Origin of the sequence: Herbiconiux sp. A18JL235 (assembly GCF_040939305.1) — a bacterium.
Lineage (GTDB): Bacteria > Actinomycetota > Actinomycetes > Actinomycetales > Microbacteriaceae > Herbiconiux.
In genome coordinates this window covers 4,151,809-4,170,087 of record NZ_CP162511.1, presented here as the reverse complement: position 1 = coordinate 4,170,087, position 18,279 = coordinate 4,151,809, and the positions used below count along the sequence as shown (strand labels likewise).

Sequence of the window (18,279 nt, the reverse complement as noted above, 5' to 3'; positions counted from 1 at the left end):
AGTACTGATTGCTCATAACGGGGTGGGGCGGTCGTCACGCACGCTGATTCCCACGTCTGAGAAGAAAGCGGGTACCCCCATGCCATCGAACTCCGTTCTGAAGCGCGCGTTGACGACGCTCGTCGTCGCGGGCATCGCTCTAGCGGGTGCGGCCTTCGCGCCGGGTCCGGCGATGGCGGCTCCGAGCGACCCCCTGTCGGTGATCATCGAGGGCAAGGACGGCAATTTCGGTCCCGTCAAGACAGGAACCGTCATCACCCGCACGATCACCATCCTCAACGAGGGTATGGACTCGGTCACGATCGACCCGGCGCCCCTCGGCACCCTGACCGCCCCGTTCGTTCTCACCGGCACGACGATCAAGGCCGGTGATGTGATCGCGACGGGGCAGCGGCGTACGCTCACCGTGCAGTACACAGCGCCGGCCGCCGGCACGGTCTCCAGCCAGACGGTGGCACTCACCGCCCTCGACGTCTCGGGTATTGGCTCGTTCACTCTCCCCGTCCGTTTCGACGCCCAGTCCCTCACCACCGATCGTGCCTCCTTCACGGCCACCCAGCCGGATGGCAGGGCTGCACTGGCCTTCGGCAGCGTGAAAACGGGGAGTCAGGCGACGGTGCGCCTCACGATCACGGTGGCGGGCATCGACCCCCTCCGTTTCACTGAGGGCGACGTCGTGGTGCGCGACAGTGCCGGCGCTGCGCTGTCGACCGTGAAGATCGCGTCGTCGTCGTTCGGTGCGGGCGCGACCCTCATGCCGCGCGACACGGGAACCGTCGATCTTCGATTCAGCCCCACGAAGGCGGGGAGTGTCACCGGCACGGTGACGATCGTCGGCCGCGTCATGAACGGCAATCCCGAGGCGCCGAGCGTCACGGTCATCCTGCCGCTGACCGCCGAGGCAGTGTCGGGGGTCGGGCCGACGCCCACTCCCACACCGACTCGGACTCCGACGCCCACCTCGACGGCGACGCCGAACCCGACGGCGACTCCCACTCCGAGCGCGACGGCGACCGCGGCGCCCGGTGGGTCGGGAACGGGTGGCGGTGCTTCGGGTAGCGGCGGTGCGGGTGCGGGCGAGGCCGCCGGCACCGCCGGCACGCGCGGCGCCGGGTCGTTGGCGCAGACCGGTGCCGAGGTGATTCCCGGTGTGGCCTTCGTGGCGCTCGCGCTCCTCGGCGGAACGCTCGCCGTCGTTCGGGTGAGGCAGGCAGGACGCCGGCAGGCACGCTGACGAATCGGTGTCAGCCGCCGCCCTCGGTGACGAAAGGAACCAGGGCGGCGGCGATGGCGGCGCGCACCTCGGGGTCGGTGGTGGTGGTGTCGCCGTCGCCGGGCTGGAGACCGTAGTCGCCGAACTGGGCGTGGGTGGCGCCCTCGAGCTCGACGAACTCGGTGCCCGCGGGCAGCTGGGCGCGGCTCGCCTCGATGTCGGTGGGCGTGCTCAGCCCGTCGTTCGAACCCCAGAGCGACAGCACGGGCACGTCGAGCGACGACTCATCGCCCGCGCAGTACGAGCCGAACAGCACCAGGCCCGCCACCCCGCCCCCGCTCGCGTACTGGCAGGCCTTCACACCGCCGAGCGAGTGCCCTCCCACGAACCAGGTGTCGACACCCGGAGCCGCCGAGGTGAACGCCTCGAGCGGCCGCGCGTCGAGGATGGCGAAGTTGAGCAGCGGCCGGGGGATCACTACGGTCACCCCCGCCTCGGCCAGCGGCGCGAGCTTGTAGATGTAGGCGAGCGGGTCGACCTTCGCCCCGGGAATGAACATCAGACCGGTCGTGCTCCCACCGGCGCTCGGCGTGAGCACCACCTGGTCGTAGCTCCACCGCACGTCGACCGCGCTGTCGGCGGCGACCTCCTGCACCGGCTCGAGCTCGGCGGCGAAGGTGGTCTTCGCCGAGATGACGAAGGCGACGACCAGTACCGCGAGCACCGCCAGCGCTGCGACGACGACGCCCGCGAACCGCCTCAGCACCGGGTGCCGTCTTGCTTCGACGACGCCGCCACCGTGACCGCCGACGCCGCCGTTGCGCTCAGCCATGCGGCCTCGGCGGGCTGTATCGCGTCGCGCCCCGCGACGACGAGACGGCCGACACCTTCGTGTCGGTGAACCCGCGCTCGCGCAGCGCCAGCCGCACCTCGTCGGCCCGGATCGCCGTCGTCGCACCCTTGCCGTGCACCACCCAGAGCGGCAGAGGCGTGGGGAGGGCTGCCCACTCAATGAGGGCCTGCTCCAGCTCGTCGCGGGTGTCGACCTCGGCGAGGGCGACGACCGCCGACGGCTGCGGCCCCTCGACTCTGCACCCGTCGAGTGCGGCGAGCAGCACCTCGTCGCCCGGGGCCCGCCCGAGAACGACGGCGGGATGCTCGGGCGAGACCCCGAGCTTCGAGGCGAGTGTGGGCGGCGGCGCCGAGGCCTTGGCAGCCCACCGCACCGCTGCCGTCTCCGACTCGAAGCGGAGGGCGAAGCGGTGCTCGTGGTCGTGGAACCGCAGCTCGGGCCCCGCTGTCTCCACCCCGTCGAGGGAGGTGAGCACGAAGGTGCGGCGCACCGGGGCGCGGAGGACGAGCTCGCCCGACTCCAGCACCGCCTTCACGCCGTCGGCGGTGAGGAGCACTTGGCCACGCGCATCCGTCACCGTCACCGTGACGAGCGCTTCAGACCCCATGAAGGGAGTATGGACCTGTCAGAGCAGCTTGTCGCGCAATTGCTCGACCGAGTGCACCACCGCGATGGCACCCACCGCCTCGGCGGGCGAGCCGTAGCCCCACTCGACCATGACCACGGGAACCCCGTGATGCCCGGCGCCCTCCACGTCGTGCTCGCGGTCGCCCACCATGACGAGGTTCGACAGGTCGACCCCCTGCTCCCTCAGGCGGCGCAACGCCTCTTCGACCACGTCCTTCTTGGCGCTCCTGGTCTCGTCTTCCGACGAGCCGCAGACGACGTCGAAGCAGTCGGCGATGCCGAGGTGCTCCAGCACGCGCTGCGCCTGCACCTCCGACTTCGAGGTGGCCAGCGCGAGCGGCACACCGGCCTCGTGGATGGCCTTCACCAGCCCGAGCATGCCGGGGTAGACGGTGGCGTCGCCCTGAGGGCCGTCGGTCGCCGCGAGCCCGCGGTACACCTGAAGCGCCTCGGCGGCCTCCTGCGGGTTCATGTCGGCGACGTCGCGGAACCCGTCGAGGATGGGCGGGCCGACGAAGGCGACCAGCTCGGCGGGCAGCGGCACCGGCCGGCCGAGGGCTTCGAGCGTGCGCGACAGACGGCCGATGATGCCGGGGGCGGAATCGGTGATGGTGCCGTCGAGGTCGAACAGGATGCACGACCAGGGTTTGGTGGGAGTCTGTCGAGTCACCCGAGACATCCTAGGTGGAGGGCGCTCAGGCCCCCCCAACCGAGCGGGCGCCGGGAGGTGTCCCCGACCGTCACCGGCGGCGACCCGAAGCGGAATAGACTCGCCGATCATGCTCGCCGCTGCAGGGCGCAGGATCGGAACGATCCTCACCGTCGCCCTCCTCCTCGCCGCCGCCCTCGTCGTCGCCGCCGGGTTCCTGCCCTGGAGCGACTTCGTCGCGCTCCTTGCGCGGGTGGCCCCGGTGCTCGCCTTCGTCGTCGGCATCACGATCGTCGCCGAACTCGCGAGCGAGGCGGGCGTGTTCACGGCGCTCGCCGAACGCCTCGCCGGCTGGGGTCGCGGGCGGGTGTGGCTGCTCTGGGCGCTCGTCATCGCGCTCGCCGTGGTGAGCACCGCCTTCCTCTCGCTCGACACCACCGCCGTGCTGGTGACACCGGTGGTGGTCGTTCTGGCGCAGCACGTCGGCATCCCGCCCCTGCCCTTCGCGCTGGCGACCGTGTGGCTCGCCAACACGGCGTCGCTGTTCCTGCCGGTCTCGAACCTCACCAACCTGCTCGCCGCCGACCGTCTCGGTGAGAGCCCCGCCTCCTTCCTCGCGGTGTCGTGGGCGCCCGGGCTGGTGGGCGTGGCGGCGACCGTGGCCATCCTCTCGCTCGTGCACCGCCGCAGCCTCCGCGGGTCGTTCACGCTGCCCGAGCGCACGCCGGTCGACGACCGCGTGCTGCTCGTGTTCAGCGCCGTCGTCGTGGCGGTGCTGCTGCCGATGCTCGTCTCGGGCATCGAGGTCGCGCTGGTGGCCGGGGCGGGCGCGGTGCTGCTGCTCGGCATGTTCCTCGTGCGGCGACGCTCGGCGATCAGGCCCTCGCTCATCCCGTGGCAGGCGCTCGGCATCGCCCTCGGGTTGTTCGTGCTGGTCGAAGCCGCTCAGGTGCGCGGACTCGAATCCGTTCTGACCCAGGTGACCGGCTCGGGCGACGACCCGCTCAGCCTGCTGCACCTCGCGGCGGTGGGCGCCCTCAGCGCGAACGTGCTGAACAACCTCCCCGCCTACCTCGTGCTCGAGCCGCACGCCGACAGCTCGGCGCGCATCATGGCGCTGCTCATCGGCACCAACCTCGGCCCGCTGGTCACCCCGTGGGCCTCGCTCGCGACCCTGCTCTGGCACCAGCGCCTGACGTCGCTCGGGGTGACCATCTCGTGGCCGCGCTTCATGGGGCTGGGGCTCATCGCGGTCGTGGTCATCGTGCCGCTCGCGACCGTGGTGCTCGCTCTCGTGGCCTAGGGTGTGTCTCTCAACCCGGCGGGCGCTGCGGCGCACCCGGGCGGCGCGCTCGCGGCGTTGTCTTCGGAGTCGATAGCGCCGCTATCGACTCCTCATCCGCCTTGCGATCACACCACCCGGGCACGTCCTCGCCGCCCCCCGGGTTGAGAGACACACCTAGGGGCTCCGTCGTTCGGCGCAGAGACTCCGGATGCGCGGCGCGCCCCCGCTCAGCCCGTGACGTAGTCGCGCTTGATGACCTGCCCGATGCTCCCCGGGTCGAACTGCACGGCGACGAAGTCGGCAGTCTCCACCAGCGCGAGCGCTTCGCGCGCGGGCAGGATCATCGCCTGAGCCTCGGCCCGAGCCTCCTCGGGAACAGCGAGCCTCAGCTCGGCGATCGAGGTGAACAGCGGAAGCACCGGCTCACCCTCGGTCGACAGCAGGGTGCGCAGCTGCGGGTCGGCAGCATCCGTCGTTCCGGTGATGTCGACGACGAGGCCTCCGGTGCGCATCGCAGCGAGCAGGGCGTCGAGCGTGGTGCGGTTGGGCAGGGCCGCGAACGTCTCGAGCGCCTTGCGGAGCTGCCGGTTCGAGTACGACTTCGGGAAGGCGGGAGCGCGACGTGCCACCCGCCCACCCTATCCGGGGCGCGGGGCGCGAACGGGTCGCGCGCCGCTCAGAACAGGCGGGAGTCGGCGTCGTCGAGTCCGCGCATGGCGTCGTAGTCGAGCACGAGGGTGCGGATGCCACGGTCGTGAGCGAGGGTGCGGGCCTGCGGCTTGATCTCCTGCGCGGCGAAGACGCCCTGCACGGGCGAGAGGTGCGGGTCGCGGTTCATCAGCTCGAGGTAGCGGGTGAGCTGCTCCACGCCGTCGATGTCGCCGCGGCGCTTGATCTCGACGGCGACGGCAGCACCGGCCGAGTCGCGGGCGAGGATGTCGACCGGGCCGATCGCCGTCATGTACTCCCGGCGCACCAGGGTGTGGCCGTCGCCGAGCAGCTCGATCTGCTCGGCGAGGAGCTTCTGCAGGTGCGCCTCGACGCCGTCTTTCACGAGCCCGGGGTCGATGCCGAGCTCGTGCGCCGAGTCGTGCTCCACCTCGTGGATCGACACGACCAGCACGTCGTCGGTCTTCTTCTGGGTGACCTTCCAGAGCTCGGTGATTCCCGCATCCGCCTGGTCGGCGTCGGGCTCGAGTACGGTGACGGTGCAGGGCGGGCTCATCCAGTTCAGCGGCTTGTAGGAGCCGCCGTCGGAGTGCACGAGCAGGCTCCCGTCGCTCTTCAGCATGAGCAGGCGCTTGGCGAGCGGCAGGTGCGCGCTGAGACGGCCCGCGTAGTCGACGGAACAGGTGGCAATGACGAGACGCACCCGACGAGCGTAACGCGGATGCGCGCGGCGGCTCAGGCCGAAGCGGCCGGCTTCACGGCGGGGCGGGGGTGGCGCTCGCGGGCGGCGGGCGAGGCGAGGCCGGCGAGCACCACGAGGGCGAGCACGAGCAGCAGGCCGTTGAGGATGCCGAACTCGTGACCGAGCAGGCCGATGACGGGCGGGCCCACCAGGAACGCCACGTACCCGATGATCGCCACGGCGCTCACCCGCGCCGCCGACACACGCGGGTCGTCGTTGTCGGCGGCGGCCGACATGCCGACCGGGAAGCCGAGCGAGCAGCCGAGGGCCCAGAACACGGTGCCGGCGTAGCCGATCCAGGGGGCCATCGGCGCGAGGGCGGGCGCGAAGATGAACACGGCCAGCCCGAGCGCGCCGAGCAGGGCGCTCACCCTCAGCACGGGAACGCGCCCGAAGCGGTCGAGCACCGGCCCCCCGAGCACGCGCCCCGCCGTCATCGACACGGTGAACAGGCCGAACACGACGGCGCCGGTGGTGTTCGACTGGTCGTAGCCGTCGACGACGGCAAGCGTCAGCCAGTCGTTTGCCGAGCCCTCGGCGAAGGCCATGCCGAGCATGATCACGCCGATGGCGAGCAGTCGCAGGTCTTTCCACACGACGAGGCTGCCGAGCAGACGCTCGCGGAAGCCCGCCCGGGGTGCTGCGGCGGCGGACGAGCCCGCTGCGTCGGCTTCGGTCGCGCCAGACGCTTCTGACGCCTCGGCCCCGCGCGGCACGAAGCGGATGGCCACGAGCGCCGCGACGGCGATGACCGCCGCGATCACGCTGAGGTGCACAGCGACGGGCACCGCGAACAGCGAGGCGAGGGCACCGAGGCCGGCGCCCGCCACCGTGCCGAAGCTGTAGAAGGCGTGCATGAGGGGCATGAGCGTCTTGCCGATGGCGCGCTCGGCTGCGGCGCCTTCGACGTTCATCATCACGTCGACGGCGCCGTTGCCGAAGCCGAACAGGGCGAGGCCCACCGCCACGACCGCGGCGGTGAAGAAGACGGAGGTGCCGAGCCCTATGAGCACGCAGCCGAGGGCGACGAGGCAGAGCGCCACCACCATGCCCGTGCGGGCACCGAGACGCAGCATGATGGGCGGCGCGGCCACGAGGCCGATCACGGAGCCTGCCGACATCGCGAAGATGAGGATGCCCACCTGCGCGGTGTCGAGGCCGAGGTTGTCGCGCACGGTGGGCAGCCGGGCGACCCAGCTGGCGAGCGAGATGCCCGACAGCGCGAAGACCACGAAGATCGCGTTGCGCCAGGCGGTGAGTTGCGGGCGCGAGAGCGTGGCGGTGGTCATGGTGCTCCTGGTCGGTGGTGCGCTGGTCGTGGAGGGTTCCGATGGGTGGGGGGTCGAAACGATTCGATCGAAACGATTCGACTAGGCTAGCAAGCATGTCGAGCGCCGAGCAACCACGGGTCACGCTCTCCCTCGTGGCCGAGCACGCGGGGGTGTCGGTGTCGACCGCATCCCTCGCCTTCAGCGGCGCGGGCCCGGTCTCCGACGCCACACGTGAGCGGGTGCTCGCCGCCGCTCGGGAGCTCGGCTACTCAGGGCCCGATCCGCGGGCGAGGTCGCTGCGTCAGGGGCGTTCCGGGGTCGTCGGCATCGTCTTCGACGAGAGTCTGCTCAACGCCTTCCGCGACCCGGTGAACGTCTCGACCCTCGACGGCATCGCCACGGGGCTCGGCTCCGACAGCAACGGCCTGCTGCTCATGACCGAATCGGGGGCGGTCGAGGGCGGCATCCGCGAGGCGGCGGTCGACGCGGCGGTCATCATGGGATGCAGCCCCGTCTTCGGCTCGGTGATCCCGGCCCTGCAGGCCCGCGGTGTGCCGGTGGTCACGATCGAGGGTGGAGCACAGAGCTACGCTGCCGGGGTCACCGACATCGGTCTCGACAACGCCGACGCGGCCGAGACGCTGGCGCGGCATCTCGCCGAACTCGGCCACCGGAAGGTCGCCGTCATCACCCTCGGCACCGACGAGCACCGCGAGACCGGCCCGCTCACGCCCGAGCGCCGACAGGCGATGACCACCGCCGTCGCCGCCGACCGGCTCGAGGGGGTGCTGCGCGTCTTCCCCGACGCGCCCGCCTGGTCGGCCGGGCACAACCTCGTCGAGGAGGGCGCCCTCGCCGCCCGCGCCCTGCTCGAGGTGCCCGAGCGCGAGCGGCCCACCGCGGTGCTCGCGCAGAGCGACCTGCTGGCCGTCGGCGTGCTGCAGGCGGCCCGCGACCTCGGCCTCGAGGTGCCTCGCGACCTCAGCGTCACGGGCTTCGACGGCGTGCGCATCGACGGGCTCGGCGACCGCGACCTCACCACCATGCGGCAGCCGGTGGCCGAGAAGGGGAAGGCGGCGGGAACCGCCGTGGTCGAGCTGCTCGCGGGCAGGCCGGCGGCCTCGGGTGTCTTCGTCTGCACCTTCCACCGCGGTGCCACCACGGCACCGCCCCATGACGGCGTGTCAGCGCCCGAGAGGAGGCCTGAGTGATCGTCACCGTGCTCGGCACAGCAACCCCCTACCCGCGGCCCGGCGACCCGTGCTCGGGCTACCTGCTGCAGGCGACCGACGACCCCGCCGGCACCGACTCCGCCGGCACCGACTCCGCGCGCCGCCCCACGAACGTCTGGGTCGACGCCGGCACCGGCACCCTCGCCGAGCTCCAGCGCCACATCGGTCTCGATGAGCTCGACGCCGTCTTCGTCTCGCACCGGCACGCCGATCACTCCGCCGACCTGCTGGTGGCCTACTACGCCCTGCGCTTCTCCGAACTCCGCCCCGCGCATCCGATTCCCCTCATCGCCCCCGACGGCCTCGTCGAGCGGCTCGTCGACTTCCTGGGGCCGAACGCCGTGCACGAGCTGCCGCGCGTGTTCACCCCGGTGACGATGAGTGGATGGGGGGAGCACCGCCTCGGCGACCTCACCCTGGAGTGGGGCCCGGTGCAGCACGGCGTTCCCGCCTTCGGGCTCGCGGCCAAGCACCGGGGCCGTCGCCTGGCGTACTCGGGCGACAGCGCACCCTGCACCTCCCTCGTCGAGCTCGGCGAAGGGGCTCATCTCCTGATCGTCGAGGCGGGCTACGACGGCGCACCCGCGGGCCCGCCCGTGCACCACACCCCCGACGACGCGGGTCGCACCGCGGCGGCCGCGGGTGCCGAGCGACTACTGCTCACGCACCTCGCCGAGACCGTTGCCGACGACGATGCGGTGCGCCGCGCATCCGCTGAGTTCGCGGGCGATGTTCGGGTCGCTCGGGTGGGCGACCGCATCGAGGTCTGACGCCTCAGGCGGGCGCGCCCGTGACGATCCACCGCGAGCCGCGTGCCCGGAGCCCCAGGGTGACGGCGCGCGCACCGATGTAGCCGAGGCCGAAGGCGAGCCACAACCACACCAGCCCTGCTGTGCCTTCCGGATGCACGACGACCAGGGCGGCGACCATCGGTGCGAAGACGGCGAGGTTCACCAGACCCGTCCAGGCGAGGTACCTGGCGTCGCCGGCGCCGATGAGCACCCCGTCGAGCACGAAGACGAAGCCGGCCAGCGGGATGCCGACGGCCATCGTGAGGAGGGCGGCGGTGACCGCCGAATGCACCTCGGGCAGCGGGCTGAACACCGGCCCGGCGAACGGGGCGAGCGCCGCGGTCAGCGCGCCGAGCCCCACCCCGGTGAGCACCCCCCAGCGCACCAGGCGTCTGGTGACGAGGTGCACCCGGTCGACCTCGGCGGCGCCGAGCCCGTGCCCGATCAGCGCCTGCCCGGCGATGGCCAGCGCGTCGAGGATGAACGCGAGCGTGGTGAAGATCGTCATCGCGATCTGGAAGGCGGCGAGCTCGGTGACGCCGAGGCCGGCGGCGACGGTGACGGCGGCGAGGATCGCGACCCGCAGGCTCGCCGTGCGCAGGAGCAGCCAGCCGCCCGAGAGCGCCGCTCCGCCCACGCCGTCCCGACCAGGGCGGAGCGCCACCCGATCGCGGCGCGCGGCTCGCACCGCGATCACCACGTAGACCGTGGCCATGGCCCACTGCGCCAGCACGGTGCCCGCCGCCGAGCCCGCGATGCCCCAGCCGAGCCCGTAGATGAGGAGGGCGTTCAGCCCGGCGTTCGCCGCGAAGCCGGCGACGGCGACGACGAGCGGGGTGCGGGTGTCTTGCAGGCCGCGCAGCAGCCCGGTGGCAGCGATGACGACGAGCATGCCCGGGATGCCGAGCAGCGAGACGGTGAGGTAGGTGACCGCGGCATCGCCCACCGCGGGCGTCGAGCCGAACAGGTCGACGACGGGCCGGGCCAGCGGCCACCCCGCCAGCGCCAGCACGACACCCACCCCGAGCGCGAGCCACATGCCGTCGATGCCCGCCTTGACCGCACCCGGGCGGTCGCCGGCTCCGAGCCGTCGCGCGACAGCGGGGGTGGTGGCGTAGGCGAGGAAGATGGTGAGCCCGACCACCGTCTGCAGCACCGCGCTCGCCACGCCGAGCCCGGCCAGCGGCACCTCGCCGAGGTGGCCCACCAGCGCGGTGTCGGTGAGCAGGAACAGGGGCTCGGCGACGAGGGCGCCGAGTGCCGGAACCGCAAGACGCAGGATGTCGCGGTCGATGGTGAGCACCTGTTCAGCCTAGATCGGTGGTGGCGCGCTCATCGGGGCTGGTAACGTGCCGAGGGTCGGGCCGACGGGCAGCAGCGCGCGCCGGCCACCGACCCCGACGACGAGAGGCCGACGATGGCTGAATTCACCTACGGTCCGGTCGAGCTCATCCTGGTGGGCTTCGAGGGCGAGCGCCCCGGCCCCGAGATCGTCTCCGCGTTCGAGGAGGTCGTCGACGCCGGCGCCGTGCGCCTGCTCGACCTGCTCTTCGTCACGAAGTCGCTCGAGGGCGACCTCACGGTGCTCGAGCTCGACGAGGCCGGAGACGAGATCGGCTTCGGCGACCTCGTGCTCGAGGCCACCGGGCTCGCCTCCATCGACGACGTGGAGGAGCTCGCCGCCGAGATCCCCGCCGGCTCCTCGGCGGCGCTGCTCGTCATCGAGCTGCTCTGGGCCAAGAACCTGGCCTCGAAGCTGGCCGGCAACGGCGGCACCGTCGTGTCGAGCGAGCGCATCCCGGCGCCCGTCGTCAACGAGGTCATGGCGGCGATCGCCGAGTAGCGGCGCGCCCTTCGTTCCGTCCCGGTTCGCCCGGGCCCCGCATCCGCAGCACCCCCGCACCCCGAACCAGCTCTCGACAGGAGACATGACATGCCCGGATTCAGAAGGATGGGCCGCCCCGGCCTCCTCGGCCTCGCCGCCCGCACCGCCGTCGTGGCGGGAACCGCCACCGCGGTCAGCGGCGGCATGCAGCGCCGCGCCCAGGCCAGGGCGCAAGACCAGCAGCAGCAGGCAGCCTGGCAGGCCCAGCAGCAGCAGGAGCAGATCGACGCCGCCGCGGCAGCCGCAGTGGCGGCCCAGCAGCCGGCCGCTCCGGCGGCGGCGCCCGCGCCCGCGCCCGCCGCGGGTGGTGTCGACCTGGTCGCCGAGCTGCAGAAGCTCGCCGCCCTGAAAGACGCCGGCATCCTCTCCGACGAGGAGTTCGCGGCCGCGAAGGCGAAGCTGCTGGCCTGACCCGAGGTCGACCCGGCATCCGGAAGCGCGTCATGCGTAGAGTTGTCGCGTGACTGCATCCGGAATCGACATCGACAGCCTCGACCCCACGGTCCGCGCGCAAGACGACCTCTTCCGCCACGTCAACGGCAGGTGGATCGAGCGCACCGAGATCCCCGACGACAAGGCGCGCTACGGCTCCTTCTACGTGCTCGCCGAAGAGGCCGAGAAGGCCGTGCGCGAGATCATCGAGGAGTCTCAGGGCGCCCCCGAGGGCACCGAGGCCCGCAAGATCGGCGACCTGTTCACCAGCTTCATGGACGAGGAGCGCATCGACGCCCTCGGGGCGACGCCGATCGCACCCCAGCTGGCGCTGGTCGACACCGTCGCCGACGTGCCGGGCCTCGTCACCACACTCGGCCGTCTCGAGCGCCAGGGCGTGTCCGGCCTGTTCAGGCTCTTCGTCGACAACGACCCCGGCAACCCCGAGCGCTACCTCGTCTTCGTGGAGCAGGGCGGCATCTCGCTGCCCGACGAGAGCTACTTCCGCGACGAGAAGTTCGCCTCGGTGCGGGAGGCGTACCTCGGCCACATCCAGCGCATGTTCGAGCTCGCCGGCATCGACGACGCTCCGCGTCGCGCGCAGCGGGTGTTCGACCTCGAGACGGCGATCGCCGCCACCCACTGGGACAACGTGCGCACCCGCGACGCCCAGGCCACCTACAACCTGCTCAGCTGGGCCGAGCTCGTCGACCTGGCCGGCACCGCCGGTGTCGTCGACGGCACCACCCTGCTCGAGCTCTGGCGTGACGCCCTCGGCGCCCCCCAGGGCGTGTTCGACGAGCTCGTGGTGCGTGAGCCCGGTTTCGTCGACGGCGTCGTGGCGGCCCTCACCGCCCAGCCGCTGGAGAGCTGGAAGGACTGGCTGCTCTGGAAGATCGTGCACGGCTGGGCGCCCTATCTCTCGGGCGACTTCGTCGAGGAGAACTTCGACTTCTACGCCCGCATCCTCACCGGCACCCCGAGCATGCGGGCGCGCTGGAAGCGGGGCGTCTCGTTCGTCGAGGGCGCGATGGGCGAGGCGGTCGGCAAGATCTACGTCGAGAAGCACTTCCCGCCCACCGCGAAGGCGGCGATGGACGTGCTCGTCGCCAACCTCATCGAGGCCTACCGCGAATCGATCTCGACACTGGAATGGATGAGCCCGGCCACCCGGGAGCGCGCGCTCGACAAGCTCGCCAAGTTCACCCCGAAGATCGGCTTCCCCGCCCGCTGGCGCGACTACTCGGGGCTCGAGGTCGACCCCACCGATCTCATCGCGAACGTGCGCGCCACCAGTGAGTTCGAGTTCCAGCGCGAGCTCGGCAAGATCGGCAAGCCGCTCGACCGCGACGAGTGGTTCATGACGCCGCAGACCATCAACGCCTACTACAACCCGGGTTTCAACGAGATCGTCTTCCCCGCCGCCATCCTGCAGTTCCCGTTCTTCGACGAGTCGAGGGACGCCGCGGCGAACTACGGGGCCATCGGCGCGGTGATCGGGCACGAGATCGGCCACGGCTTCGACGACCAGGGCTCGCGCTTCGACGGCGACGGCAGGCTCACCGACTGGTGGACGGAGGCCGACCGCGAGGCGTTCGAGAAGCGCACCTCCTCGCTCATCGCGCAGTACGACGCCCTCGCCCCCGCCCAGGTTCCCGACCACCACGTGAACGGCGCGCTCACCATCGGCGAGAACATCGGCGACCTCGGCGGTCTCGGCATCGCCTGGAAGGCCTATCTGCTGAGCCTCCGCGACGAGAACGGGCAGCAGGTCGAGCCGCCCGTTGTCGACGGGCTCTCGGGCGCGGAGCGCTTCTTCCTCTCCTGGGCTCAGGCCTGGCAGCAGAAGTCACGCGACGAGGAGGTCATCCGCCTGCTCTCGATCGACCCGCACTCCCCGAACGAGTTCCGGTGCAACCAGATCGTGCGCAACATCGACGAGTTCTACGAGGCCTTCGACGTCGATTCACACGATCGTCTCTGGTTGGACCCAGCTGAGCGTGTGACCATCTGGTAGGAGGCCGCGCGCGAGCGCGGGGCAGGGGAGGCGCCACAGCATGCCGGATTCGATCCGCCGTCGGGCACGTGCCGAGCGGGAGGAACAGGCTCCGCGCGGCCGCCGGTCGGATGCGGTCGACGACGGCATCGTCTTCCGCAAGGGGTTCGCCTCCCTCACCGAGCTCGCGCTCTCGGGCGTGCAGGTCACCGCCTGCGCGATCGACCTCGCCGACGGCACCGTGCTGTTCTCGGTCGACGACCACCTGTCGGTGCCCACCGCCTCCATCGGCAAGGTGCTCCTGCTCATCGAGGTCGCCGCGCGCATCTCGGCGCGCGACGGAGGGCGCGGCGGGCGCGATCCCTTGGGCGGCGTGGAGGCCGCAGGGCACGCGAACGCCCCTCGTTCGGCGCGCCCCGCTCCCGGGCCGGAGGCACTCAGCATCCTCAACCGCACGCCTCACGACTCGGTCGCCGACTCGGGCCTGTGGCGGCACCTCCAGGTTCCCGCCCTGCCCATCGCCGACCTGGCTGCGCTCGTCGGCGCCACGAGCGACAACCTCGCCACGAACGTGCTGCTGCGGCGCATCGGTCTCGACGCGGTGCGCACCCGCGCCGAGTCGCTCGGCCTCAAGCGCACCCTCCTCCTCGACATCGTGCGCGACGAGCGCGGCCCCGACGACGCTCCCCAGCTCTCCGTCGGCTCGGCGCGCGAGCTCGCGAGCCTGTTCCGTCGCCTCGAACGCGGTGAGATCGTCGACGAGGCCACCTCCCGGCTCGTGGTCGGCTGGCTCGGTCTCAACAGCGACCTCTCGATGGTGGCGGGAGCCTTCGGTCTCGACCCGCTCGCGCACCTCGACGCCGACCACGGGGTCGCCCTGTTCAACAAGACCGGCACCGACTCCGGTGTGCGCAGCGAAGCCGGGGTCGTCACCGGTCCCCGGGCCGGCGTCTCCTATGCCGTGACCATGCGCTTCAACGACAGCAGCATCTCGGCGCGCCTCGCCGTGCTCGACGCCATGCGCACCCTCGGCACCGACGTGCTGGAGTACATCTTCTAGCGCGCCGATCCGCGCGCGGTGGTCGACGGATGCGCGCGCAGCAGGCGGAGCGCCTCACCCACCGCGGGAACGTGGTCGGCACCCGGCCTCGTGACGGCGACGATCATCCGGTGGTCTCCTCCCGAGGTGGGGCGTGCCACGATGCCGGCGGGGAGAGGAGAGGCGGCGAGGGCGAGCGCGGGCAGCAGCGCGACGCCGAGGCCGGCCGCCACCATGCTCATCACCGCGACGGCGTTGTCGGTCTCGACCGAGACGGTGGGGGAGAAACCGCTGCGGGCGCAGCTGCCGATGAGGTGGGCGCGGCAGCGCGGGCATCCGGCGATCCACGACTCCTGCCTGAGGCGTGCGAGGTCGACGGGGGTGCCGTGGTCGACGGACGTGCCGGGGTCGGCGTCGAGTGCGGGGTGACCGTCGGGAACCAGCACCAGGATCTCGTCGCGGGCGAGCTCGTGCACCACGAGGGTCTCGACGGAGTCGAGGAACGGGTCGTCGCGGTCGGCGGGGTAGTGGAACGCGACGGCGAGATCGGTGTGGCCGTCGCGCACGGAGGCGACGGCCTCGGGCGGTTCGGCCTCGAGGTAGCTGAACTGCACTCCGGCGTGCTCGGCGGCCATGGTGCCGATGAGCTGCGGCACGATGGTGGAGGAGGCCGAGGGGAACGCGGTGAGGCGCACCCGGCCCGAGCGCAGCCCGGAGAGGTCGGAGAGCTCGCTCGCCGCGGAGTCGAGGGCCGCGAGCACGACGGCGGCGTGCCTCGCCACGACACCTCCGGCTTCGGTGAGTCGGATGCCGCGGCCCGAGCGCGTGACGAGGGGCATGCCGAGACGCGACTCCACCCGCTTGAGGTGCTGGCTCACGGCCGGCTGGCTGAACCCGAGCACCGAGGCTGCCCGGGTGATCGACCCGAACTCGGCGATCGCGGCGACGACCCGGAGGGTCTGGGAGTCGAGGTCGTACGCGCCCGAGGGGGGCGTCACCGGAATGCTCGAGAGCGTCATGGCGGCCAGGCTACCGCATGCATAATGCTCGGTTATCGATGGCATCCGACACTGGCGGTGGTGTGATGGAACCGGCTCCGGAACCATGGGGGCATGGCCGCACTCACCCTCGACGAACTCCGGTCGCACTTCTCGGTGCGACCCGGCTACCTCTCGGCGTGCATGGTGGGTGCGCCGCCTCGCGAGACCGTCGAGGCCCTGACCGGCGACCTCGGCGCCTGGGGCGAGGGCCACCGCGACCCCGCCCGGTACGGCGCGGCCGTCGAGCGGGCTCGCGGGGCCTTCGCGCGCCTGAACTCGGTGGAGACCGACCGGGTTGCCGTCGGATCGCAGGTCTCGGTGTTCGCCTCGGTCGTCGCCGGCTCGCTGCCCGAGGGTTCTGAGGTGCTGCTGGTGGAGGGCGACTTCAGCTCGATGGTGTTCCCGTTCCTGGTGCAGCAGCAACTCGGCCGGCTCACGGTTCGGTGCGTGCCGCTCGAGCGGCTCGCCGAAGCCGTCACACCCTCGACGACGCTGGTCTCGTTCTCACTCGTGCAGTCGGCGACCGGGCGCCTCGCCGATGCCGAGGCCGTCGTCGAGGCCGCGCAGCGGCACGGCGCGGCGACCTTCGTCGACACCACTCAGGCGGTGGGCTGGATGCCCGTCGACGCGAGCCGGTTCGACGCGACGGTGTGTCACGCCTACAAATGGCTCTGTGCGCCCCGAGGCACGACGTTCTTCACCGTCTCGGAGGAGTTCGCCGAACGCCTGCACCCGTTCACGGCGAACTGGTACTCGGGTGACGACGTGTGGGGCTCGTGCTACGGGCCCGAGATGCGGCTCGCATCGAGTGCGCGCCGTTTCGACGTGTCGCCGGCCTGGCAGGCGTGGTACGGAACAGCTCCGGCGGTCGAACTGTTCGCCTCGGCCGACATCGCCGCCGTGCAGCGGCACTGCGTTGGCCTCGCGAACGCGCTGCGGCGGCACCTCGGCGAGCCCGAGTCGGAGAGCGCGATCGTCACCTGGCCCGACCCCGACGGCAGCGTCATCGCGGCGCTCGCCGCAGCCGACATCGCCGGCTCGTCGCGCGCGGGGCGCGCCCGGGTGGCCTTCCACCTGTGGAACGACGAAGCCGACATCGATCGGGTGTGCGGGGCGCTCGGGCTCGCCTGAGGCACTCGGGCGCTCCGTGCGGCTCCTGTGCCGCGGCTCAGGCGCCGTGGCGGCGGTAGGCGTCGAGGGCGACCGGGGAGTCGGTGTCAGTATCGGATGCTGCGGCTGCGGCGTCGACAGAACGCTCCGCAGCCGCGCCCCCGAGCCCGAACAGCGTCTCGACCGCCGCGAACACCTCGTCGGCACGACCCTCTCGGGCGAGTTCGCGTGCCCGCACGGAGGGGGAGTGCAGAATGACTCCCACGAGGTGCCGGAGTGCCCGTTCGGTCTGCTCGCCGGGCGAGGAGGTCGCTGAAGCGCCGTGCGAGCGGGAGCGCTCGATCTCGGCGTCGAGCAGGTCGAACAGGTGCGAACGCAGAGCGACGACGGCGGGGGTGACCGCCGCCTCGGCCTTGCCCGCGCGGTACTCGGCGGCGGCCTGGTCGACGAGGGCCCGCGCATCCGATTCGGCGTTCAGCTCGTCGAGCGGGGCGTGCAGGCTGATGGTCTCGAGGTCGAGCAGCTCGGTGCCCCCGATGCCCGCCACTCCCGGGTCGACGTTGCGCGGCAGGCCGAGGTCGATGACGAGCCGGCGGGCCAGAGCGCCCGGCAGCGCGGAGGCGGCGACGAGGTGCGAGGCGTCGAGCACGACGGTCTCGGCGGTGCTGCAGGTGATGACGATGTCGGAGGCCGCGACGGCGGCGAGGTAGCCCTCGGCGGGCACGGGCACGAGGCCCTGCTTGGCAGCGAACACGGCGGCACGGCCGGAGGGCGAGTAGACGCTGATGTCGGTGACGCCACGCTCGCGCAGGTTGGCGAGCGTGACGCGGGCGTACTGGCCCGTGCCGACCAGCAGCACCCGGGTCGCCGCCCAGTCGGTGACGCGGCTCTCGGCGAGGTCGAGCGCGAGACGGGCGAGGGAGCGGCCGGCGCCGCCGAGGCCCGTCTTCGTCTTCACCCCGCGGGAGGTGTGCGAGGCGCGTTGGAAGAGGCGTTCGAGGTCTGACGAGGTGGTGCCGTCGATGCGGGCGGTGCTGAGTGCGCGCTTGACCTGCCCCGCGATCTCGTCTTCTCCGACGACGACGGACTCGAGGCCGGAGGAGACGGCGAAGAGGTGGTCGGCGACTCCGTCGCCGCAGAGCACGGTGAGACTGTCGCGCAGCTCGGCGACGTCGGTGCCGGAGGCCGAGCCGAAGGTCTCGGCGGCTTCCTCGACCGCCAGCGAGATGCCCGCGGTGAGCGGTTCGTCGATGTCGAGGTAGGCCTCGAAGCGGTTGCAGGTGGCCAGAACGACGGCCCCCTGCACGAAGTCGCTCTCGCTCACGAGCGTCTTGGCGACCTCCGCCGTGCCCACCGAGAGCTTCTCCAACATGTCGAAACTCGCGTTCCGGTGGTTGGCGGTGAGACAGATGAGCACCGACCAAGTCTAATCCAGCCGACGCGTA

Annotated in this window: 18 protein-coding genes; 9 read left to right on the top strand and 9 right to left on the bottom strand. The window is 71.8% G+C overall.

Annotation, left to right across the window (positions count from 1 at the left end; all coding sequences use genetic code 11):
* Positions 1-79 precede the first annotated feature (79 nt).
* Positions 80-1,234 carry a choice-of-anchor D domain-containing protein gene (locus ABFY20_RS19545; RefSeq protein ID WP_368497876.1) on the top strand — a complete coding sequence of 385 codons (1,155 nt, stop codon included), beginning with the start codon at positions 80-82 and terminating at the stop codon, positions 1,232-1,234.
* A 10-nt stretch (positions 1,235-1,244) separates the two neighbouring features.
* Here the strand turns inward: ABFY20_RS19545 and ABFY20_RS19540 are convergent, their stop codons facing one another.
* The 3 genes from ABFY20_RS19540 to ABFY20_RS19530 are packed head-to-tail and all read right to left on the bottom strand — an operon-like array spanning position 1,245 to position 3,372.
* A complete protein-coding gene (locus tag ABFY20_RS19540; protein ID WP_368497875.1) occupies positions 1,245-2,045 on the bottom strand; it encodes an alpha/beta hydrolase in 801 nt (266 codons plus the stop codon).
* A complete protein-coding gene (locus ABFY20_RS19535; RefSeq protein ID WP_368497874.1) occupies positions 2,038-2,673 on the bottom strand; it encodes a hypothetical protein in 636 nt (211 codons plus the stop codon). The genes ABFY20_RS19540 and ABFY20_RS19535 overlap by 8 nt, the downstream gene beginning before the upstream one ends.
* A gap of 18 nt (positions 2,674-2,691) precedes the next feature.
* Positions 2,692-3,372 (bottom strand): HAD hydrolase-like protein, encoded by a 681-nt coding sequence (locus ABFY20_RS19530; protein WP_368497873.1) that lies wholly within the window; start codon positions 3,370-3,372, stop codon positions 2,692-2,694.
* A gap of 100 nt (positions 3,373-3,472) precedes the next feature.
* Here ABFY20_RS19530 and ABFY20_RS19525 point away from each other — a divergent pair, with 100 nt between their 5' ends.
* A complete protein-coding gene (locus ABFY20_RS19525; RefSeq protein ID WP_368497872.1) occupies positions 3,473-4,645 on the top strand; it encodes an SLC13 family permease in 1,173 nt (390 codons plus the stop codon).
* Positions 4,646-4,854: 209 nt separating this feature from the next.
* Here ABFY20_RS19525 and ABFY20_RS19520 read toward each other — a convergent pair whose 3' ends face one another.
* The 3 genes from ABFY20_RS19520 to ABFY20_RS19510 are packed head-to-tail and all read right to left on the bottom strand — an operon-like array spanning position 4,855 to position 7,390.
* Positions 4,855-5,256: an SseB family protein gene (locus ABFY20_RS19520; RefSeq protein WP_368497871.1), complete on the bottom strand. Its 402-nt coding sequence runs from the start codon at positions 5,254-5,256 to the stop codon at positions 4,855-4,857.
* A gap of 47 nt (positions 5,257-5,303) precedes the next feature.
* The gene (gene nucS, locus ABFY20_RS19515) at positions 5,304-5,999 is read right to left on the bottom strand and encodes an endonuclease NucS (protein ID WP_368497870.1); all 696 of its coding nucleotides are present in this window, start codon (positions 5,997-5,999) and stop codon (positions 5,304-5,306) included.
* A 32-nt stretch (positions 6,000-6,031) separates the two neighbouring features.
* On the bottom strand, positions 6,032-7,390 hold the full coding sequence (locus ABFY20_RS19510) for an MFS transporter (RefSeq protein WP_368499833.1): 1,359 nt from the start codon (positions 7,388-7,390) through the stop codon (positions 6,032-6,034).
* Between the two features lie 32 nt (positions 7,391-7,422).
* Between ABFY20_RS19510 and ABFY20_RS19505 the strand changes: the two genes are divergently transcribed.
* Positions 7,423-8,520: a LacI family DNA-binding transcriptional regulator gene (locus ABFY20_RS19505; protein WP_368497869.1), complete on the top strand. Its 1,098-nt coding sequence runs from the start codon at positions 7,423-7,425 to the stop codon at positions 8,518-8,520.
* Positions 8,517-9,311 (top strand): MBL fold metallo-hydrolase, encoded by a 795-nt coding sequence (locus tag ABFY20_RS19500; RefSeq protein WP_368497868.1) that lies wholly within the window; start codon positions 8,517-8,519, stop codon positions 9,309-9,311. The genes ABFY20_RS19505 and ABFY20_RS19500 overlap by 4 nt, the downstream gene beginning before the upstream one ends.
* Before the next feature lie 4 nt (positions 9,312-9,315).
* On the opposite strand, the gene ABFY20_RS19495 is transcribed toward ABFY20_RS19500, so the two are convergent.
* Positions 9,316-10,635 carry an MATE family efflux transporter gene (locus ABFY20_RS19495; RefSeq protein ID WP_368497867.1) on the bottom strand — a complete coding sequence of 440 codons (1,320 nt, stop codon included), beginning with the start codon at positions 10,633-10,635 and terminating at the stop codon, positions 9,316-9,318.
* Positions 10,636-10,749: 114 nt separating this feature from the next.
* Here ABFY20_RS19495 and ABFY20_RS19490 point away from each other — a divergent pair, with 114 nt between their 5' ends.
* The 4 genes from ABFY20_RS19490 to ABFY20_RS19475 all read left to right on the top strand — a co-directional run bounded on the left by ABFY20_RS19490 (position 10,750) and on the right by ABFY20_RS19475 (position 14,705).
* Entirely contained in the window at positions 10,750-11,175 is a 426-nt protein-coding gene (locus ABFY20_RS19490; RefSeq protein ID WP_368497866.1) for a DUF6325 family protein, read from the top strand.
* A 90-nt stretch (positions 11,176-11,265) separates the two neighbouring features.
* Positions 11,266-11,628 (top strand): SHOCT domain-containing protein, encoded by a 363-nt coding sequence (locus tag ABFY20_RS19485; RefSeq protein WP_368497865.1) that lies wholly within the window; start codon positions 11,266-11,268, stop codon positions 11,626-11,628.
* Positions 11,629-11,677: 49 nt separating this feature from the next.
* A complete protein-coding gene (locus ABFY20_RS19480; protein WP_368497864.1) occupies positions 11,678-13,666 on the top strand; it encodes a M13 family metallopeptidase in 1,989 nt (662 codons plus the stop codon).
* 40 nt (positions 13,667-13,706) lie between these two features.
* On the top strand, positions 13,707-14,705 hold the full coding sequence (locus ABFY20_RS19475) for a serine hydrolase (protein WP_368497863.1): 999 nt from the start codon (positions 13,707-13,709) through the stop codon (positions 14,703-14,705).
* On the opposite strand, the gene ABFY20_RS19470 is transcribed toward ABFY20_RS19475, so the two are convergent.
* Positions 14,702-15,703, bottom strand: a complete 1,002-nt coding sequence (locus ABFY20_RS19470) for a LysR family transcriptional regulator (RefSeq protein WP_368497862.1) — start codon at positions 15,701-15,703, stop codon at positions 14,702-14,704. The two genes, ABFY20_RS19475 and ABFY20_RS19470, sit on opposite strands and share 4 nt — an antisense overlap.
* Before the next feature lie 93 nt (positions 15,704-15,796).
* Here ABFY20_RS19470 and ABFY20_RS19465 point away from each other — a divergent pair, with 93 nt between their 5' ends.
* Complete coding sequence (locus ABFY20_RS19465) at positions 15,797-16,855, top strand: aminotransferase class V-fold PLP-dependent enzyme (protein WP_368497861.1); 1,059 nt, start codon at positions 15,797-15,799, stop codon at positions 16,853-16,855.
* 37 nt (positions 16,856-16,892) lie between these two features.
* On the opposite strand, the gene ABFY20_RS19460 is transcribed toward ABFY20_RS19465, so the two are convergent.
* Complete coding sequence (locus tag ABFY20_RS19460; RefSeq protein ID WP_368497860.1) at positions 16,893-18,251, bottom strand: glutamyl-tRNA reductase; 1,359 nt, start codon at positions 18,249-18,251, stop codon at positions 16,893-16,895.
* Positions 18,252-18,279 lie beyond the last annotated feature (28 nt).

What these genes read in the sequence shown, in the direction of transcription:
- ABFY20_RS19470 (WP_368497862.1), bottom strand. Translation starts at nt 15,703, where the DNA reads ATGACGCTCTCGAGCATTCCGGTGACGCCCCCCTCGGGCGCGTACGAC.
- ABFY20_RS19530 (WP_368497873.1), bottom strand. Translation starts at nt 3,372, where the DNA reads ATGTCTCGGGTGACTCGACAGACTCCCACCAAACCCTGGTCGTGCATC.
- ABFY20_RS19535 (WP_368497874.1), bottom strand. Translation starts at nt 2,673, where the DNA reads ATGGGGTCTGAAGCGCTCGTCACGGTGACGGTGACGGATGCGCGTGGC.
- ABFY20_RS19540 (WP_368497875.1), bottom strand. Translation starts at nt 2,045, where the DNA reads ATGGCTGAGCGCAACGGCGGCGTCGGCGGTCACGGTGGCGGCGTCGTC.
- ABFY20_RS19490 (WP_368497866.1), top strand. Translation starts at nt 10,750, where the DNA reads ATGGCTGAATTCACCTACGGTCCGGTCGAGCTCATCCTGGTGGGCTTC.
- ABFY20_RS19545 (WP_368497876.1), top strand. Translation starts at nt 80, where the DNA reads ATGCCATCGAACTCCGTTCTGAAGCGCGCGTTGACGACGCTCGTCGTC.
- ABFY20_RS19465 (WP_368497861.1), top strand. Translation starts at nt 15,797, where the DNA reads ATGGCCGCACTCACCCTCGACGAACTCCGGTCGCACTTCTCGGTGCGA.
- ABFY20_RS19485 (WP_368497865.1), top strand. Translation starts at nt 11,266, where the DNA reads ATGCCCGGATTCAGAAGGATGGGCCGCCCCGGCCTCCTCGGCCTCGCC.
- ABFY20_RS19505 (WP_368497869.1), top strand. Translation starts at nt 7,423, where the DNA reads ATGTCGAGCGCCGAGCAACCACGGGTCACGCTCTCCCTCGTGGCCGAG.
- ABFY20_RS19525 (WP_368497872.1), top strand. Translation starts at nt 3,473, where the DNA reads ATGCTCGCCGCTGCAGGGCGCAGGATCGGAACGATCCTCACCGTCGCC.
- ABFY20_RS19475 (WP_368497863.1), top strand. Translation starts at nt 13,707, where the DNA reads ATGCCGGATTCGATCCGCCGTCGGGCACGTGCCGAGCGGGAGGAACAG.